At 71.9% G+C, this 15,094-nt stretch carries 11 protein-coding genes; 2 read left to right on the top strand and 9 right to left on the bottom strand.

Annotated features, from left to right (window positions below):
• Positions 1–23: 23 nt before the first annotated feature.
• The 9 genes from VLK66_RS16605 to VLK66_RS16565 form a co-directional block, all read right to left on the bottom strand.
• Positions 24–1,190 carry a CoA transferase gene (locus tag VLK66_RS16605; RefSeq protein ID WP_325310570.1) on the bottom strand — a complete coding sequence of 389 codons (1,167 nt, stop codon included), beginning with the start codon at positions 1,188–1,190 and terminating at the stop codon, positions 24–26.
• 556 nt (positions 1,191–1,746) lie between these two features.
• A complete protein-coding gene (locus tag VLK66_RS16600; protein WP_325310629.1) occupies positions 1,747–1,965 on the bottom strand; it encodes a DUF433 domain-containing protein in 219 nt (72 codons plus the stop codon).
• 303 nt (positions 1,966–2,268) lie between these two features.
• The gene (locus VLK66_RS16595) at positions 2,269–3,009 is read right to left on the bottom strand and encodes a 2-phosphosulfolactate phosphatase (protein ID WP_325310569.1); all 741 of its coding nucleotides are present in this window, start codon (positions 3,007–3,009) and stop codon (positions 2,269–2,271) included.
• Entirely contained in the window at positions 3,006–4,358 is a 1,353-nt protein-coding gene (gene accC, locus VLK66_RS16590; protein WP_349260511.1) for an acetyl-CoA carboxylase biotin carboxylase subunit, read from the bottom strand. The genes VLK66_RS16595 and accC overlap by 4 nt, the downstream gene beginning before the upstream one ends.
• 15 nt (positions 4,359–4,373) lie before the next feature.
• Complete coding sequence (locus tag VLK66_RS16585) at positions 4,374–5,537, bottom strand: type IV pilus twitching motility protein PilT (RefSeq protein WP_325310567.1); 1,164 nt, start codon at positions 5,535–5,537, stop codon at positions 4,374–4,376.
• Positions 5,538–5,539: 2 nt separating this feature from the next.
• Positions 5,540–6,046 (bottom strand): acetyl-CoA carboxylase biotin carboxyl carrier protein, encoded by a 507-nt coding sequence (accB, locus tag VLK66_RS16580; RefSeq protein WP_349260512.1) that lies wholly within the window; start codon positions 6,044–6,046, stop codon positions 5,540–5,542.
• The gene (efp, locus tag VLK66_RS16575) at positions 6,046–6,609 is read right to left on the bottom strand and encodes an elongation factor P (protein ID WP_325310565.1); all 564 of its coding nucleotides are present in this window, start codon (positions 6,607–6,609) and stop codon (positions 6,046–6,048) included. The genes accB and efp overlap by 1 nt, the downstream gene beginning before the upstream one ends.
• 109 nt (positions 6,610–6,718) lie before the next feature.
• A complete protein-coding gene (gene aroQ / locus VLK66_RS16570; protein WP_325310564.1) occupies positions 6,719–7,198 on the bottom strand; it encodes a type II 3-dehydroquinate dehydratase in 480 nt (159 codons plus the stop codon).
• A complete protein-coding gene (locus VLK66_RS16565) occupies positions 7,195–9,561 on the bottom strand; it encodes a tetratricopeptide repeat protein (RefSeq protein WP_325310563.1) in 2,367 nt (788 codons plus the stop codon). Before VLK66_RS16565 ends, aroQ begins: the two co-directional genes overlap by 4 nt.
• A 316-nt stretch (positions 9,562–9,877) precedes the next feature.
• On the opposite strand from VLK66_RS16565, the gene VLK66_RS16560 reads away from it, so the two are divergent.
• Together VLK66_RS16560 and VLK66_RS16555 are read left to right on the top strand one after the other, a co-directional pair.
• The gene (locus VLK66_RS16560; protein WP_325310562.1) at positions 9,878–11,695 is read left to right on the top strand and encodes a SurA N-terminal domain-containing protein; all 1,818 of its coding nucleotides are present in this window, start codon (positions 9,878–9,880) and stop codon (positions 11,693–11,695) included.
• Positions 11,696–12,504: 809 nt separating this feature from the next.
• The gene (locus VLK66_RS16555; protein WP_325310561.1) at positions 12,505–15,027 is read left to right on the top strand and encodes a bifunctional YncE family protein/alkaline phosphatase family protein; all 2,523 of its coding nucleotides are present in this window, start codon (positions 12,505–12,507) and stop codon (positions 15,025–15,027) included.
• Positions 15,028–15,094: the final 67 nt, after the last annotated feature.

The following is a 15,094-nucleotide window of genomic DNA, read 5'->3' as shown; positions in this document are numbered from 1 at the left end:
GGGCCGCTTCGATCCCGGCGGACTCAGCCCCAGCCGTCCGCGGCGACTTCCGCGGTGTGCTCGCCCAGCGCGGGGGGCGGGCGGCGGAGCGAGGGCGGCGTGCGGGAGAAGCGGAAGGGCGGGGCGATGGTGGCGATGGCGCCATAGGTGTCGCCGCGCGCGGGCCACACTCCGCCGCGTTCGGTGAGCACCGGGTCGGACAGCGCCTCGCGCACCGACTGCACGGGGGAGCAGGGGACGCCCGCGGCCTCGAGGATGCCGAGCCACTCCGCGGCGGTGCGGGTGAGGAAGAGGGCGGCGAGCGGCGCGACCACCTCGGCGCGGTGCTCCACGCGGCCGGGGTTCCCGGCGAAGCGCGCGTCGGCCAGCAGCGCCTCCGCGCCGACGGCCGCGCAGAGCCGCCGCCACTGCCCGTCGTTGCCCACGGCCAGCACGAAGGGGCGGTCGGATGCGTCGAAGGTCTGGTAGGGGACGATGGTGACGTGCTGGTTCCCCCAGCGCGCCGGCTCGCGCCCCGTGACCAGCGCCGCCTGCGCCACGTTGATGAGCCCGGCGACGGCGCTGTCGAACAGCGTGACCTCCACGCGCTGCCCGCGCCCGCTGCCCTCCCGCTCGCGCAGCGCCGCGAGGATGGCGATGGCCGCGTTCTGGCCGGTGAGCACGTCCACCACGGCGACACCCACCTTCATCGGCGCGCCCTCCGGCTCGCCGGTGATGGCCATCCACCCCGCGCGGGCCTGCACCGCGAAGTCGTAGCCGGGCCGCCCCGCCTCGGGGCCGTCGCTCCCGTAGCCGGTGATGGTGCACCACACCAGGCGCGGGTTGGCGGCGGCCAGGGCGTCGTATCCCAGTCCCGCGCGCTCCATCGTCCCCGGCGCGAAGTTCTCCACCACCACGTCGGCGTCCGCGGCCAGGCGGCGGACGATCTCCCGCCCCTCCTCCGTCTTCAGGTCGGCGGCCAGCGAGCGCTTGTTGCGGTTCACGCACAGGTAGTAGGCGGCCTCGCGCCCGGCCGGGCCCTGGGCCCACGGCGGGCCCCAGGTGCGGGTGTCGTCGCCGGTGCCGGGGCGCTCGACCTTCACCACGTCGGCGCCCAGGTCGCCCAGCACCATCGTGCACAGCGGCCCCGCCAGCACGCGGCTGAGGTCGAGCACGCGCAGCCCGGCGAGCGGGGCGGGGGATTCGGCCATCTTCGATGGAGTACGAGAGTACGAAAGTACGGGAGTACGGAACCGCATCCCGCGGGCGGGCGGAGGATAGAGCGGGCGGAGACGGGGGCGCAAGCGCGCGAACAGACGAAGGGGCGTGCGCGAGCGGACGCCTGGAGCGAGCAGGAGGGCAGCGCGTCGGCCGGCTCAGCCTACCGCGAGCAGGACTCCCGAATGCAGGCGCGGAGAATCGCCGAAAGCGGCCGCGCTCCGCGGCTTACGGGATGGAAATCTCCGCGTACGATCCAGGGTCGGCCGCAGCAATGGCGGCCGCAACGGCTTCCGCCGCGGCGCGGATGCGCGGCCAGCTCGTCGTCCCGAGCACGAGGATCGCGCATGGATCGGGACGCGAGGTTCTGCTGGTATCGAAGGTTCTGGTCGGTGGTGACCAGAACGTGGAACCCCTGCACCTCGGCGGCCGAGAGGAGCTCGCCGTTCTTGAGCGTCGACCAGCCGCGCTCGTACGCAGTGGATACCTCGTGCCCGGGCAGCAGCTGGCGGAGGGGAACCGGCGTCTCCTGATCGAAGAGGACGCGCACTACGCCGCGACTGCGCTTCGAGCGGCGTGCTCGAGCACGGTCCGCACCTGGCCTAGCGTGACCCCGGGAAAGAGGGTCACGAACTCACCGACCGCGATCCCGTTCTCCAGGTTCTCGAACAGGGCCGCGACCGGCACCCGGGTCCCCCGAAAGATCCAGGCTCCGCTCACGCGCTCGGGATCGCGCTCCACCGCGGCACAGGTAGACCAGTCCATCATCACGAAACCTCCGCGTCGGAAATCGCAGAAGGGCGTTCATACGCTGCCGGTACGCGCTCACCGAATATAACAGAATATAAGAGACGAAAGCCCGGCCCGGACAGCGCCTGTCTCTCCCCGCCGAGAAGCCTCTGGCTCGGGATGCCCGGCACCCGGCACAACGGATGGGAACGGAGAACTGCCCGTCCACCCGCCGTTCCTTCCGTTTCCTCCGTATGATTCCCTGCTGTTCGTCCGGCCGAAAAAGAAGGAGCCTCCCGCACGCGGAAGGCTCCCTGCTTCATCGTTCGGCCCGCGGGACGGTCAGCTTTCGACCGCCGCGGGGGCGAGGCTGATCTGGCGGTCGTGGAGGACGGGGATCACGTCGAGCTGGTCCACGCGGGCGCAGAAGGCCAGGTCCTCGCCCAGCCCCGCGTCCGCGATCTGCTTCCCGGCGCCCACCTGCCCGAAGAGCTCGTCCAGGTCGCCGTAGCGGTCGGCCAGCGCCAGCGCGGCCAGCGCGCCGTCGTTCAGCTCCCACGCGGCGTCCTCCGCCTGCTCCATCAGCGCGGCGGCCATCTTCCCCGCGCAGACCGCGTCCTCCAGCCCGAACTTGGTCTCGCGCCCCGAGCAGAGGAACACCGGCTCGGCGCCGGTGCGCGCCAGCTCGTCGACCACCGCCTGCAGGTTCAGGAACGAGCCCACCACCACGCGCGACGCGGCCGCGGCGGCCATCATCGCCCCCGTCCCGTTGGTCGTGCTCATCACCAGCGTCTTCCCGCCCACCCGTTCAGGGGTGAAGTCGCCCGGCGAGTTCCCCAGGTCGAACCCCTCGATGGGAAGCGACTTGCGCTCGCCGCAGAGCAGCACCTCGTCGCGCCCCAGCGTGTTGGCCAGGCGCAGCGCCTCCTCGATCGACGCTACGGGGAAGAGCGCCTTCGCGCCGGCGGCCAGCGCCTGCACGATGGTGCTGCTGGCGCGGAGCACGTCGATCACCACCACCGTGCGCTCGGCGATGTCGCCCGGCATCAGCTCGCCGGGGGTCAGCAGTACGTCCAGCTTCATGCCGCGGCCCGCTCGCTCATCATCCGCTCCAGGAACTTCGTGTCCACCTCGCCCGCGATGAACGCGGGGTGGTCCATCACCGCCTGGAGGAACGGGATGGTGGTGTGCACCCCCTCGATCACCGTTTCGGCCAGCGCCCGCCGCATCCGCGCGATGGCCTCGCCGCGGTTGGAGCCGTGCACGATCAGCTTCATCAGCAGCGAGTCGTAGTACGGCGGCACGCGGTACCCCGCGTACATGTGCGTGTCCACCCGCACGCCGGGCCCGCCCGGCGGGTGGAAGGTGGCGATGGTCCCCGGGCTGGGGGCGAAGTTGCGCGCCGGGTCCTCGGCGTTGATGCGGCACTCGATGGCGTGGCCGCGCAGGGAGATGGGCAGGTCGGGAAGCGAGAGCGGAAGCCCCGCCGCGGCCCGGATCTGCTCCTTCACCAGGTCGAACCCCGTGCACATCTCCGTCACCGGGTGCTCCACCTGGATGCGGGTGTTCATCTCCATGAAGTAGAACGACCCGTCGTCGTTCAGCAGCATCTCGATGGTTCCCGCGCCCACGTAGTCGATGGCCTGCGCGCCGCGCACCGCCGCGTCGCCCATCTCGCGCCGCAGCTCCGGGGTGAGCGCCGGCGAGGGCGCCTCCTCGATCAGCTTCTGGTGGCGGCGCTGGATGGAGCAGTCGCGCTCGCCCAGGTGCACGATCCGCCCGTGCGAATCTCCGAGGATCTGGAACTCGATGTGGCGCGGGCGGGCCAGGTACTTCTCCACGTACACGGTGTCGTCGCCGAAGGCGGCCGACGCCTCGTTGCGCGCCATGGAGTACTGCCGCTCGAAGTCGTCGGCGTCCTGCGCCACCCGCATCCCCTTGCCGCCGCCCCCGGCCGCCGCCTTGATCAGCACGGGAAAGCCGATCTCGCGCGCCTGCGCCAGCGCCTCGTCGGGGTCGCCGATGGCGTCGGTGCCGGGCACGATGGGCACGCCCACCTCGCGCATGGTGCGCCGCGCCGCCGCCTTGTCGCCCATCAGGCGGATCTGCTGCGGGGTGGGGCCGATGAAGGTGAGCTCGCTGGCCTGGCAGATCTCGCTGAACTCGGCGTTCTCGGCCAGGAAGCCGTAGCCCGGGTGGATGGCGTCGGCGCCCGTCACCTCGGCCGCGGCGATGATGCGGGGGATGTTGAGATAGCTCTCGCGGGCCTGCGGCGGGCCGATGCACACGTCTTCGTCGGCGAAGCGCACGTGCAGGCTCTCGCGGTCGGCCTCGCTGTACACGGCAACCGTGCGGATCCCCAGCTCGCGGCAGGCGCGGATGACCCGCAGGGCGATCTCGCCGCGGTTGGCGATCAATACCTTTCTGAACACTTCAGGACCGGACCGTCACTTGAGGGTTTCGGGCGCACCCTGCCAGACCTCCTGCTCCCCCGGACTCACGCCGGAGACGCGCAGGGCGAACTCGCTGGGGTTGGACGCGTAGTGCATGGCCCAGGCGTAGCTGATCCACCCTTTGGAGTACAGCTCCAGCAGGCTCTGGTCGAAGGTCTGCATCCCGTACTGCACCCGCCCCTCGGCAATGTGGTCGGGGATGGTCACCAGGTCGTCGCCCTTGCGGATCAGCTCGCTGATGGTGGCGGTGTTCACCAGCACCTCGGCCGCCGGCACGCGCCCCGGTTTGTCGGCGCGGGGGATCAGGCGCAGCGAGACGATGGCCTTCAGCGCGTTGGCCAGCACCTGCCGGATCTCGGCGTGCTGGTGGGGCGGGAAGAACGAGATGATGCGGTTGATGGTCTGCGCCGCGTCGGTGGTGTGCAGCGTGCTCATCACCATGTGCCCCGTGTCGGCGGCCTTCAGCACGGTCTCCATGCTCGGGCGGTCGCGGATCTCGCCCAGCATGATCACGTCGGGGTCCTGCCGCAGCACGTGGCGCAGCGCGTCGTGGAACGAGAGCGTGTCGGCCCCCACCTCGCGCTGGCTGATCATGCTCTTGATGTCGCGGTGCAGGAACTCGATCGGGTCCTCGATGGTCACGATGTTCACCGCGCGCTGCTCGTTCAGCTTGCGGATCATCGCGGCGAGCGTCGTCGACTTCCCCGAGCCCGTGATCCCCGTCACCAGCACCAGCCCGCGGGGAAGCTGCGCGATCTCCTCCAGCGCGGCGGGAAGCTCCAGCGTTTCCAGCGAGGGCACGTCGACGGGGATGGCGCGGAAGGCCATCCCCAGCGTGCCGCGCTGCTGGAAGATGTTGGTGCGGAAGCGCCCCAGCCCCTGCACGCCGATGGCGAAGTCGATCTCCTTCCGCTCGGCGAACACCTCGCGCTGCTTGGGGCTCAAGGTCTGCTCGGCGCAGCGCTTGATGTCCTCGGGGCGCAGCACCGCGAGCGGGGTTTCCTGCAGGTCGCCGTTCACGCGCACCACCGGGGGGCGCCCCACCTTCAGGTGCAGGTCGCTGCCCCCGCGGCGCACCAGCTCCTCCAGCGCCTCGCGCAGGTTGAACTCGCGGCCCGCGGCGGGCTTCGGCGCGGCCTCGGCGGTGGAGATGGTCATCGTCAGGCCGCCGGCTCGATGCGGAAGAGCACCTGGCCGTACTCCACCGGCTCGCCGTTCTCCACGCACACCTCGCGCACGGTGCCGGCCACGTCGCTCTCCAGCTCGTTCATCAGCTTCATCGCCTCGAGAATGCAGAGCGTCTGGCCCTTGCCGACCTTGCTCCCGTTCTCCACGTACGGCGGCGCCTCGGGCGCGGGGGCCCGGTAGAAGGTGCCCACCATCGGCGACTTGATCTCCACCAGGTTGCTGACCGGGGGCGCGGCGGCGGGGGCGGCCGCTTCCTGCGCGGGCGCGCCGCCGCCGGCCGGGCGCTGGATCCCCACCTCGTGCACCGGCGGCATGTGCATGTGCGCGGGCGCCGCGGACATGGGCGCGCCGGCCGACACGGGCGCGGGCGGCGGCGTCTTGGAGATGCGGATGCGGGTGCCGCCGCGCGAGATCTCCAGCGAGTCGATCCCGCTCTCGTCGACGGCGCCGATCAGGCCGCGCAGGAATTCGAGGTCGATCATTTCGCGCGCTCGATGTACTTGTCTTCGCGGCGGTCGACGCGGATCACGTCGCCCTCGTTCAGGAACAGCGGCACCTGCACCACGGCGCCGGTCTCCAGCTTGGCCGGCTTGGTTCCGCCGGTGGCCGTGTCGCCGCGCACGCCGGGGTCGGTCTCCACCACCTGCAGGGTCACGAAGTAGGGGAGCTCCACCGAGATCACCTTCTCGTTGTGCACCAGCCCCTCGCACTCCATCCCCTCCTTGAGGTACTTCAGCTGGTCGTCGCCGATGACCTCGGCGTTGATCGGCACGTCTTCGTAGGTCTGGGCGTCCATGAAGTGGTACAGGTGCCCGTCGCTGTACGTGTAGGTCACGGGCCGGTGCTCCAGCCGCACCTCGTCGATCTTCTCGCCCGCGCGCCACGTCTTCTCCAGCACCGCGCCGGTGAGCACGTTCTTCATGCGCGAGCGCACCACCGTGTTGCCCTTGCCGGGCTTGTGGTGCTGGAACCAGAGGAGGGTGAACAGCGTCCCGTCGATGCTCAGGGTCATGCCGTTCCGGAAGTCGGCCGTAGTCGCCACGTTTTTCGTCTCTCCGAAGTTCTAAGTCGAAAACCAAGTGCTAAGTCCTAAGTCCTGAGTCCCAAGTTGAAAAGAACACGTCGCTGGGACGATGCTCCCCACTTAGGACTTAGGACTTGGGACTTAGGACTTCTGTTGCTTCCTGCTTTTCTTCCTGCCCCTGCAGATGCTCCACCAGCGCCCTGAACCCCAGCCGATAGCTGTCCAGCCCGAAGCCCGAGACCACTCCCACCGCGTTGCCGGCCAGGTACGACCGGTGGCGGAAGCGTTCCCGGGCAAAGACGTTGCTAACGTGCACCTCCACGTACGGGCGCGCAACTCCCGCCAGCGCGTCGGCCAGCGCGATGCTGGTGTGCGTGTACGCGCCCGCGTTCACCACGAATCCATCCACCCGCCCGGCCGCCTGCTGGACGAAATCCACCAGCTGGCCCTCGTGGTTGGACTGGTACGCCTCGGCCTGCACGCCCAGCTCGCGCGCCAGCACGCCCAGCGCGGCGTTCACGTCGTCCAGCGTCTGGCGCCCGTACACCTCGGGCTCGCGGCGCCCCAGCAGGTTCAGGTTGGGGCCGTGCAGGACGGCGATCCTCACCGCTTCAGGCTCTGCAGCCACGCCTGGAAGCTCTCCAGGTCCTCGTCCTCCTCGCCGCCGGCCTGCTGCTGCGGCGCGGGCTGCGCGGGGGGCGTGGCCGGCGCGGCGGTGATGGGCTCGGGCAGCGCGGGCGGCGCCGGCTCGGGGACGGGCGCCGCTTCCGGCTCGGCGGGGCGCTCGGCGAAGAAGTCCTCGAAGCTGAACCCGCCGGCGGGCTCCACCGTGGGCTCCTGCCGCGGCGCGGGGCGCTCGGCCGAGGGCTCCTGCGGCACCTCGGGCGACAGCTCGAAAGGCGCCTCCCACGGCATCGGCTCCTCGCCGGCAGAGGGCTGCGCGGGGGCCGCAGGTTCCGTTCCCGCTTCCGGCTCGTCCGCGCCGGTGCCGAGCCAGGGAAGATCTTCCGCCTCCTCCGCGGACGTCTCCTCCGCCGCCCAGGGCTCGGCCTGCGGCTCCGCGTCCGCGCCGGCGGATGCGTCCACGCCGGGGGGGACCTGCTCGGGCATCAATCCCCACGGCTCCAGCTCGGACGGCGCCTCTTCCTCGGCGGGGACGGCCCACGGCTCGTCCGCATCGGCGTCCGCGGCGGGGGCGGAGGTGAAGACCTGGTCCGGCTCGGAGGGCTGGTCGGCGACGGCGGGGCCGGTGGCGATCCACGGCTCGTCCATCGGCGGCTGCTCTTCCGCGGCGCCCAGCGTCTCCTCGTCCCACGGGCGCCCGGCGGGCGGCGCATCGTCGGCCGGCGGCGCGGCGAACGCGGCCTCGGCGGCGGGGGATTTGGGAGATGCGGGGGCGGCCGCGCCCGGGCGCCAGGTGAGGATCGCCGTCAGGTAGGCGGAGATGGTGTGGCCGCCGTGCGCGGGCTCCTCGGCAGCCCCGGCCGCGGGAGACGGCTCCGCGGCGGGCGCCTCCTCCATCGTGCTCGCGAACGCGGCGGCGGATGCCAGCTCGGGGACGGCCTCGCTCTCCTCGACCGTGGGCGCTGCCCACTCCTGGCGCCCGCTCTCCGTCGCAGCCGTCGCCTCCGCGCCCTCGAAGCCGTTGGCGAACGAATCGGCGAACGCGTCGCCCGTCGGCTCGGCGGCGGCGAACGCGTCTTCGTTGGATGCGGCGGCGGCGGGCTCCGGCGTCTCGCCGGAGGGGAGGTCGAGGCCGGCGGGGAGGTCGATCGCGGAGAAATCGGCGGCGCCCGCGTCCGCGGTGACGTCTTCGGAGATGACGTCGGCGGATCCGGCGTCTTCCGATGCCGCGCCGTGCGATCCGGCGACGACGGCGTCCACCGTCTCCAGCCAGGAGGTGGCGCCGGGCTGCTGATCTACCGATCCCGATTCATCGGCCGACGCGGTGGCGGGCTCGTCATCTCCCATCAGCGGGAGGTCGATGGCGCCGAAGCCGTGCGCGTCCTCATCGATGGGTGACTCGCCGCCGCCGGCCATCTCCCGCTCCAGCTCTTCCAGCCTGCGGACGAGCGCGGGCTCCTGGCCGCGGCGGGCGATCAGCTCGCGGTAGACGCCGGCCGCGCGGTCGGGGAACCCCTGCCGCGCGTACAGCTCGGCGATGGTCTCGGTGACCACCTCCTCGTGCTCGTCGTGCTCCTCGTGGGGCTCGGCGGGCGCGAGGCCGGCGTCCATCCCGGCCTCGCCGAAGCTCTCCAGCGGCAGCGGCTCCACGCCGGACGGGTCGATGTCCAGCTGCCCGTCGTCCACCGACCCCCAGGCGTCGAACCCGCCCGAGGCCGGGGCCGGCGCGTCCGCCGCGGGCCCATCGATCAGCGCGCCCCCGGCGGACGCCGCGTCGAGATCGACGGCGCCGAAGTCCAGCGCCTCGAAGGTGTTCCCGGCGGGCGGCTGCGGCGCGGCTTCGGGCGCGGGGGAGGCGAGCGCGGGCTCGTCGAGCCGGAGGTCGCCCCAGGTGCCGGGGTCGGCGTGCGCGGCGGGGTGGTCGGCGGCGTGCGACACGCCGGAATCGATCTCCACCATCCCGAAGGCGTCCTGCTCGGTCGCGGGCGGTGGCGCGGGAGCGGCGGGCTGCGGGACGCCCTCGAGCGCGGCCAGCGCCTGCCGCGCCTCGGTGTTCATGGGGTCGACCGAGAGGAGCTCGCCGTACCAGCGGCGCGCCTCGGCGGGGTCGCCGCCGGTGGCCGACATGTCGCCCAGCGTGCGCAGCGCGATCAGGTTCTGCGGGTCGACCGAGAGAACGTACTGGAACTCGTTGCGCGCCTCGGCTTGCGCACCCCGGTCGGCCAGGCACCGCCCCAGCAGCACGTGCGCGCTCAGGTAGCCGGGGTGGCGCTTCAGGTTCTCGCGCAGCAGCTCCTCGGCCTTCCCCGTTTCGCCCGCCTCGCGCAGGGCGCTGGCCAGCGGCATGAAGAACCGCGCCGGATTTTCGGCGTGGCTGGCCCTGAGGCTATCGATGCGCGCGGCGAGCTCGGGGGAAGTTTCGGGCATGAGCAGAGACGCGACTCGAGTGGCGCGTGCGAGAAGTTCACGGGCGAGGCCGGGGAGACAGGGGGAGCAACTTACACGTGGCCCAAGCGCACTGTCAACACGCGCGCGGGCGCGGGTTGCGTGGCCGGACCCGTCTAAGTATCTTTGGCGGCTTCACTTCGCGACCCCGGGTCCAATCCCCCTCAGACAGGCGCCCCACACGGGCGCCACTCTTGTACGGAGTCTGTAACGCGCCATGATGCAGATGATCCGCAGCAATGCCGGGAAGTTCATGACGATCATCATCGTCGGCGGCTTCCTGGCCTGGATGGTTTACGGCATCGGAATGGAAGTCACCGGCGCCAGCGGCCCGGGCGACCTGGGAAGCGTGAACGGCACGCCCATCACCCTGGCCGCCTGGCAGCAGCGCGTGCAGCAGCTCGAGGAGCAGGCGCGCGCGCAGGGCGGCGGGCGCCTTACGGCCGAGGACACCAGGCAGATCGAGGACCAGGCCTGGAACGACCTGGTGAACCAGATCCTCATGCAGCAGGAGCTCGACCGCCGCGGCATCCGCGTGACGGACGACGAGATCCGCTTCATGGCCATGAACGTGCCCGCGCCGCAGATGGCGCAGCAGGAGATCTTCCAGAGCAACGGGCAGTTCGACATCAACAAGTACCGCCAGTACCTGTCCAGCCCGCAGGCCAGCGACGAGCTGCTGGCGCAGCTGGAGCAGTACTACCGCTCGGTGATCCCCGAGAGCAAGCTGCGCGAGCAGATCGGCGCGGGGACCTTCGTGCCCGACGCGCAGCTCTGGCGGATGTTCCGCGACCGCAACGAGACGGCGACCGTGGAGTACGTGGCGCTGGACCTGGCCAGGCTGGCGCCGCGGACCCCCGCGGTGACCGAGGCCGAGATCCGCCGCTACTACGACGGGCACGAGGACGAGTTCAAGCGCCCGCGCACGGCCCGCTTCACCGTGGCCGTGCTGCGCACCGCGGCCGACGACGCCGACCGTCAGGCGGTGCTGGCCCACGCGCAGCAGGTGCGCCAGCAGCTGGCCGCCGGCGGCGACTTCGCGGCGATCGCGAAGGCCGAGTCGTCGGATTCCGTGAGCGCGCGGCAGGGCGGCTCGCTGGGCACCGTGCGCAAGGGGCAGATGGTGGCGCCCTTCGACAGCGCGGTGTGGGTGCTGCCGGTGAACGAGATCTCGCAGCCGGTGCTCACGCAGTTCGGCTACCACCTGATCCAGGTGACCGAGCGCGGCGGCGACACGGCGGTGGTGCGCCACATCCTGCTCCCGGTGAAGAAGGACGACCGGGTGCTGGAGACGCTGGACGCCAAGAGCGACACGCTGGAGCGCGTCGCCCAGTCGTCGCAGGGGATCGAGCGCGCGGCCCGCACGGTGGGCGCTGCGATCCGGCAGGGGGTTACGGTGACCGACAACCTCCCCTACATCCCGGGCGTGGGCCCGGCGATGGAGGCGCTGAACTGGGCCAGCGGCGAGGCGCGCGACCTGGAGCCCGGCGCGCACCCGGTGAGCGACGTGATGGAGGGCGAGCAGGGGCTGTACCTGGTGCGGCTGGACAGCTACCTCCCCGCGGGGCAGATGACGCTGGACGAGGCGCGCCCGCAGATCAACTCCATGCTGATCCTGCAGAAGAAGCGCGAGCAGGCGCGCGCCGAGGGCGAGAAGATCGTGGCCGCGGTGCGCCGCGGCACTCCGCTGCAGCAGGCCGCCGCCGCCCGCGGGCTGGCGGTGCAGACGGCGGGGCCGTTCTCGCGCGTGGAGGGGAACCCGGCGCTGGGCCAGGCCACCCCGGCCGTGGGCGCGGCGTTCGGCACCCCCATCGGGCAGGTGAGCAGCGTCGTAGAGTCACCGGGCGGGCTGTTCATCGTGCGGCCCACCGCGCGCACCGCCGCCGACGCGCAGCAGTTCGCGCAGCAGAAGGAGCAGATCCGCTCGGTGCTGGGCCAGCAGCTGCGCCAGCGCGCCACCGCCCGCTGGCTGGACAGCGTGAAGAAGGCCGCCAACATCAAGGACAACCGCGCGCAGGTGCTCGGCCGGGCGTAATTCCGCCGGGCCGCCCGCGGCGGCTGACAGTATTAGATGTACACGAGGCCCCGCTCTCCTGATGGAGCGCGGGGCTTCGTGCGTGGCGAGGGGATCGCAAGTTGTGTTTCGAGACGGGTCTGCCCGCGTCTCCATACACGGCGGGAGATCAACCGGGGCTGGGAGAACGCGCGACCGACCGACGGCGCGGAAGAGTGTTGCGCCGGGAGACATGATGTGCGGAAACGAGACGGCGCCCGTCCCCTGCCGGAGACGGGCGCCGCCGAATCTTGCGGACGGAGGCTCGATCAGTTGTAGACTCTCCCGTGCTGGTCGGCGCGCGTGGCGCACCGGCGGCAGAGAAGGAGCGGATGGCAGAGCTTGCGATCCCACTTCCTGGCCTTGCAACGGGGGCAGGCCGGAAGCATGAGCTGGCGAAGGACCAGCCATCCAACGAACACCGCGATGGCGCCTGCGACGATTCCCATGGTTGCTTTTACAGGGTGAACAGACCCACTCGGCAGGCAGCGCCCACCGCGCCCGCCGGGTGGACGGCGGGCTTACCGGCATCCTGTGCGTCAAGATCGGTGCCACGCCCCGCCACAGCCCGCTCGCTCGCATCGGCCGAACAACGCATCGAGCCGCGGGATCGTGACACACCGGATTCCGGCGCGTTCCGGCACGGTAGCCCGCGCCATGGGATTTCGCAAGGGCTCCCATGCATCTACCCCGGATGCGGCGGAGGGTTCGCGGGTCCACGTCTGGCGCGTGGGGGATGGAGGAGTAGAATCCTCCATCCGTTTCGCCGCACTCCCGTTCCGAGGTCCCGGATGTCCCGTCGTCCCCTCGCGCTGTCCGCCTGCGCCGCTCTCGCCGCCGCGTGCGCGCCCGCACCGTCTCCCGTTCCCGCGCCGGCGCCCGCGTCACCCGCGCCCGCGCCCGCCGCAGCGCCGGCTCCCGCGCAGGTGCGGGTGTCTGCCGATTCGCTGCGGCCGCGGCTGCCGACGGGGGTGACGCTGGATCCGGCGGCGCCGATGCGCGACGTGGGTCCCATGCCGCTCGCCATCCTCCCCGCGCCGGAGGGCGGGCGCGTGGTGATGCTCCTTTCCGGATGGGGGAAGCAGGGGGTGCAGGTGGCGGGGATGGACGGCGCGGTGGTGCAGACGCTGGAGCAGGCCTCGGCCTTCGTGGGCCTCGCGTTCTCGCCGGACGGGCGGACGCTGTACGCGAGCGGCGGCAACCAGGACGTGGTCTACCGCTACGCCTGGGCGAACGGCGCGGCCACGCTGCGCGACAGCCTGGTGCTGGCGCGGAAGGAGCCGGGGAAGAACGGGACGCGCTATCCGGCGGGGATCGCCGTGTCGCCCGACGGGCGGTGGGTGTACGCGGCCGAGAACCTGGCCGACTCGCTGGCGGTGATCGACGCGGCAACGGGGCGGGTGGCGGCGCGCTTCGCGACGGAGCGGTATCCGTACGGGGTGGCCGTGGGGCCGGAAGGGACCGTGTACGTTTCGGCGTGGGGCGGGAGCACCGTCTCGGTCTTCACCCCGCGCGCGGGGCGGCTGGTGGCGGCGGGGCGGATCGCGGTCGGCCGGCACCCGTCGGCGCTGCTGCTGAACCGCGCGGGGACGCGCCTCTTCGCCGCCAGCGGGAGCACCGACCGCGTGGCCGTGGTCGACACGCGCGCGCGGCGGGTGATCGCGCAGCTGGACGACGCGCCGCCATCGGGCCCGCGCGAGGGAAGCACCCCCAACGCGCTGGCGCTCTCGGCCGACGGCACGCGCCTCTTCGCCGCGGAGGGCGACGCGAACGCCGTCGCCGTGTTCGACCTTTCCGCGCGCATCTCCGGCGTCGCCGCCGCGCGGGGGGACGACCGGCTGGCCGGACGCATCCCCGCGGGGTGGTATCCCTCCGCCGTCGCCGTGGCGGGAGAGACGGTGTGGGTGGCGAGCGGGAAGGGGCGGGGGACGATGGCGAACCCCGACGGCCCGCAGCCGACGCAGACCACCATGCACCAGGGGAGCGGCGGCAACACCACGCTGCGTCAGATCTCGGGGACGCTGATGGCGGCGCCGCTGGCCCGCGCATCCGGGGCGGAGCTGGCGGCGCTCACCGCGCGCGTGGTGCGGGCGAACGGGTGGGACCGGCCGCGCACCGCTTTCACCTATCCCCCCTTCACCCACGTGGTCTACGTCATCAAGGAGAACCGCACCTACGACCAGGTGCTGGGCGACCTGCCCGAGGGGGACGGGGATACGACGATCCTGTTCTTCGGCCCGCGCTCGGCGCCCAACCACAAGGCGCTGGCGCGGCGCTTCGGGCTGTTCGACCGCTTCTTCGTGAACGCCGAGGTGAGCCCCGACGGCCACAACTGGTCGACCGCCGCGTACACGACCGACTATCTGCAGAAGACCGTCCCCTCCCAGTACTCCGGGCGCGGCCGGCCCTACGACTACGAGGGGACGAACCGCGGCTGGGAGGCGCGCGACATCCCCGACGACGACGTGAACGAGCCGGCCAGCGGCTACCTGTGGGACCTGGCCGTGCGGCGGGGGATCACGCTGCGCAACTACGGCGAGTTCGTGGTGCCCATCCGCGGCGACAGCAACCGCGTGGTCGGCTACCGCGGCACCAAGCGGGCGCTGGCGGGGACCACGAACCCCGACTTTCCCGGCTTCGGGCAGACGATCCCCGACCAGCGGCGCGCGGACGTCTGGATCGCCGAGCTGCAGCGGTACGTGCAGCGGGGAGAGATGCCCGCGCTGGAGATCGTGCGCCTGCCGAACGACCACACCTCGGGCGCGCGGGCGGGGCTGCCCACGCCGCGCGCCGCCTTCGCCGACAACGACCTGGCGCTGGGGCGGATGGTGGAGGCGCTCAGCCGCTCGCCGTTCTGGCGCAACACCGTGATGATCGTGCTGGAGGACGATGCGCAGAACGGCCCCGACCACGTGGACTCGCACCGCTCGCCGCTGCTGGTGATCAGCGCGTACAACCGGCCGGGAACGATCCACCGCTTCGCCAACACCACGGACGTGATCCGCACGATGGAGGAGATCCTGGGGCTCCAGTCGCTCTCGCAGTTCGACGGCTTCGGGCGGCCGCTGCGCGAGATCTGGGCGGCGGAGCCGGACCTGGCGCCGTACGTGGCCCTGGTCCCCGAGCAGCGGCTGGACGAGCTGAACCCGCCGAACACGCCGGGCGACCGCGCCTCGGCGATGCTGGACCTGCGCACCGAGGATGCGGCGGACGAAGATCTCTTCAACCGCGTGCTCTGGGAGGCCATCAAGGGTCCCGGCGTCCCCTATCCCGGCCCGCGCCGCATGCCGGCCTCGGAGGCGGTCGTGCGGTAGCGCGTTTCTCCAAGGCCAGTCGGATCTCACGCGGGGACGCGGAGGCGCGGAGGTGCTTTCCCGGCTC

Origin of the sequence: Longimicrobium sp., from assembly GCF_035474595.1 — a bacterium.
GTDB lineage: Bacteria > Gemmatimonadota > Gemmatimonadetes > Longimicrobiales > Longimicrobiaceae > Longimicrobium.
This window is presented reverse-complemented; position numbering and strand designations above follow the sequence as displayed.

Bases quoted from the DNA above. Each gene is read 5' to 3' on its own strand.
- VLK66_RS16560 (WP_325310562.1), top strand. From the start codon at position 9,878: ATGATGCAGATGATCCGCAGCAATGCCGGGAAGTTCATGACGATCATC.
- VLK66_RS16605 (WP_325310570.1), bottom strand. From the start codon at position 1,190: ATGGCCGAATCCCCCGCCCCGCTCGCCGGGCTGCGCGTGCTCGACCTC.
- VLK66_RS16555 (WP_325310561.1), top strand. From the start codon at position 12,505: ATGTCCCGTCGTCCCCTCGCGCTGTCCGCCTGCGCCGCTCTCGCCGCC.
- VLK66_RS16595 (WP_325310569.1), bottom strand. From the start codon at position 3,009: ATGAAGCTGGACGTACTGCTGACCCCCGGCGAGCTGATGCCGGGCGAC.
- VLK66_RS16600 (WP_325310629.1), bottom strand. From the start codon at position 1,965: ATGATGGACTGGTCTACCTGTGCCGCGGTGGAGCGCGATCCCGAGCGC.
- VLK66_RS16565 (WP_325310563.1), bottom strand. From the start codon at position 9,561: ATGCCGCTGGCCAGCGCCCTGCGCGAGGCGGGCGAAACGGGGAAGGCC.
- VLK66_RS16585 (WP_325310567.1), bottom strand. From the start codon at position 5,537: ATGACCATCTCCACCGCCGAGGCCGCGCCGAAGCCCGCCGCGGGCCGC.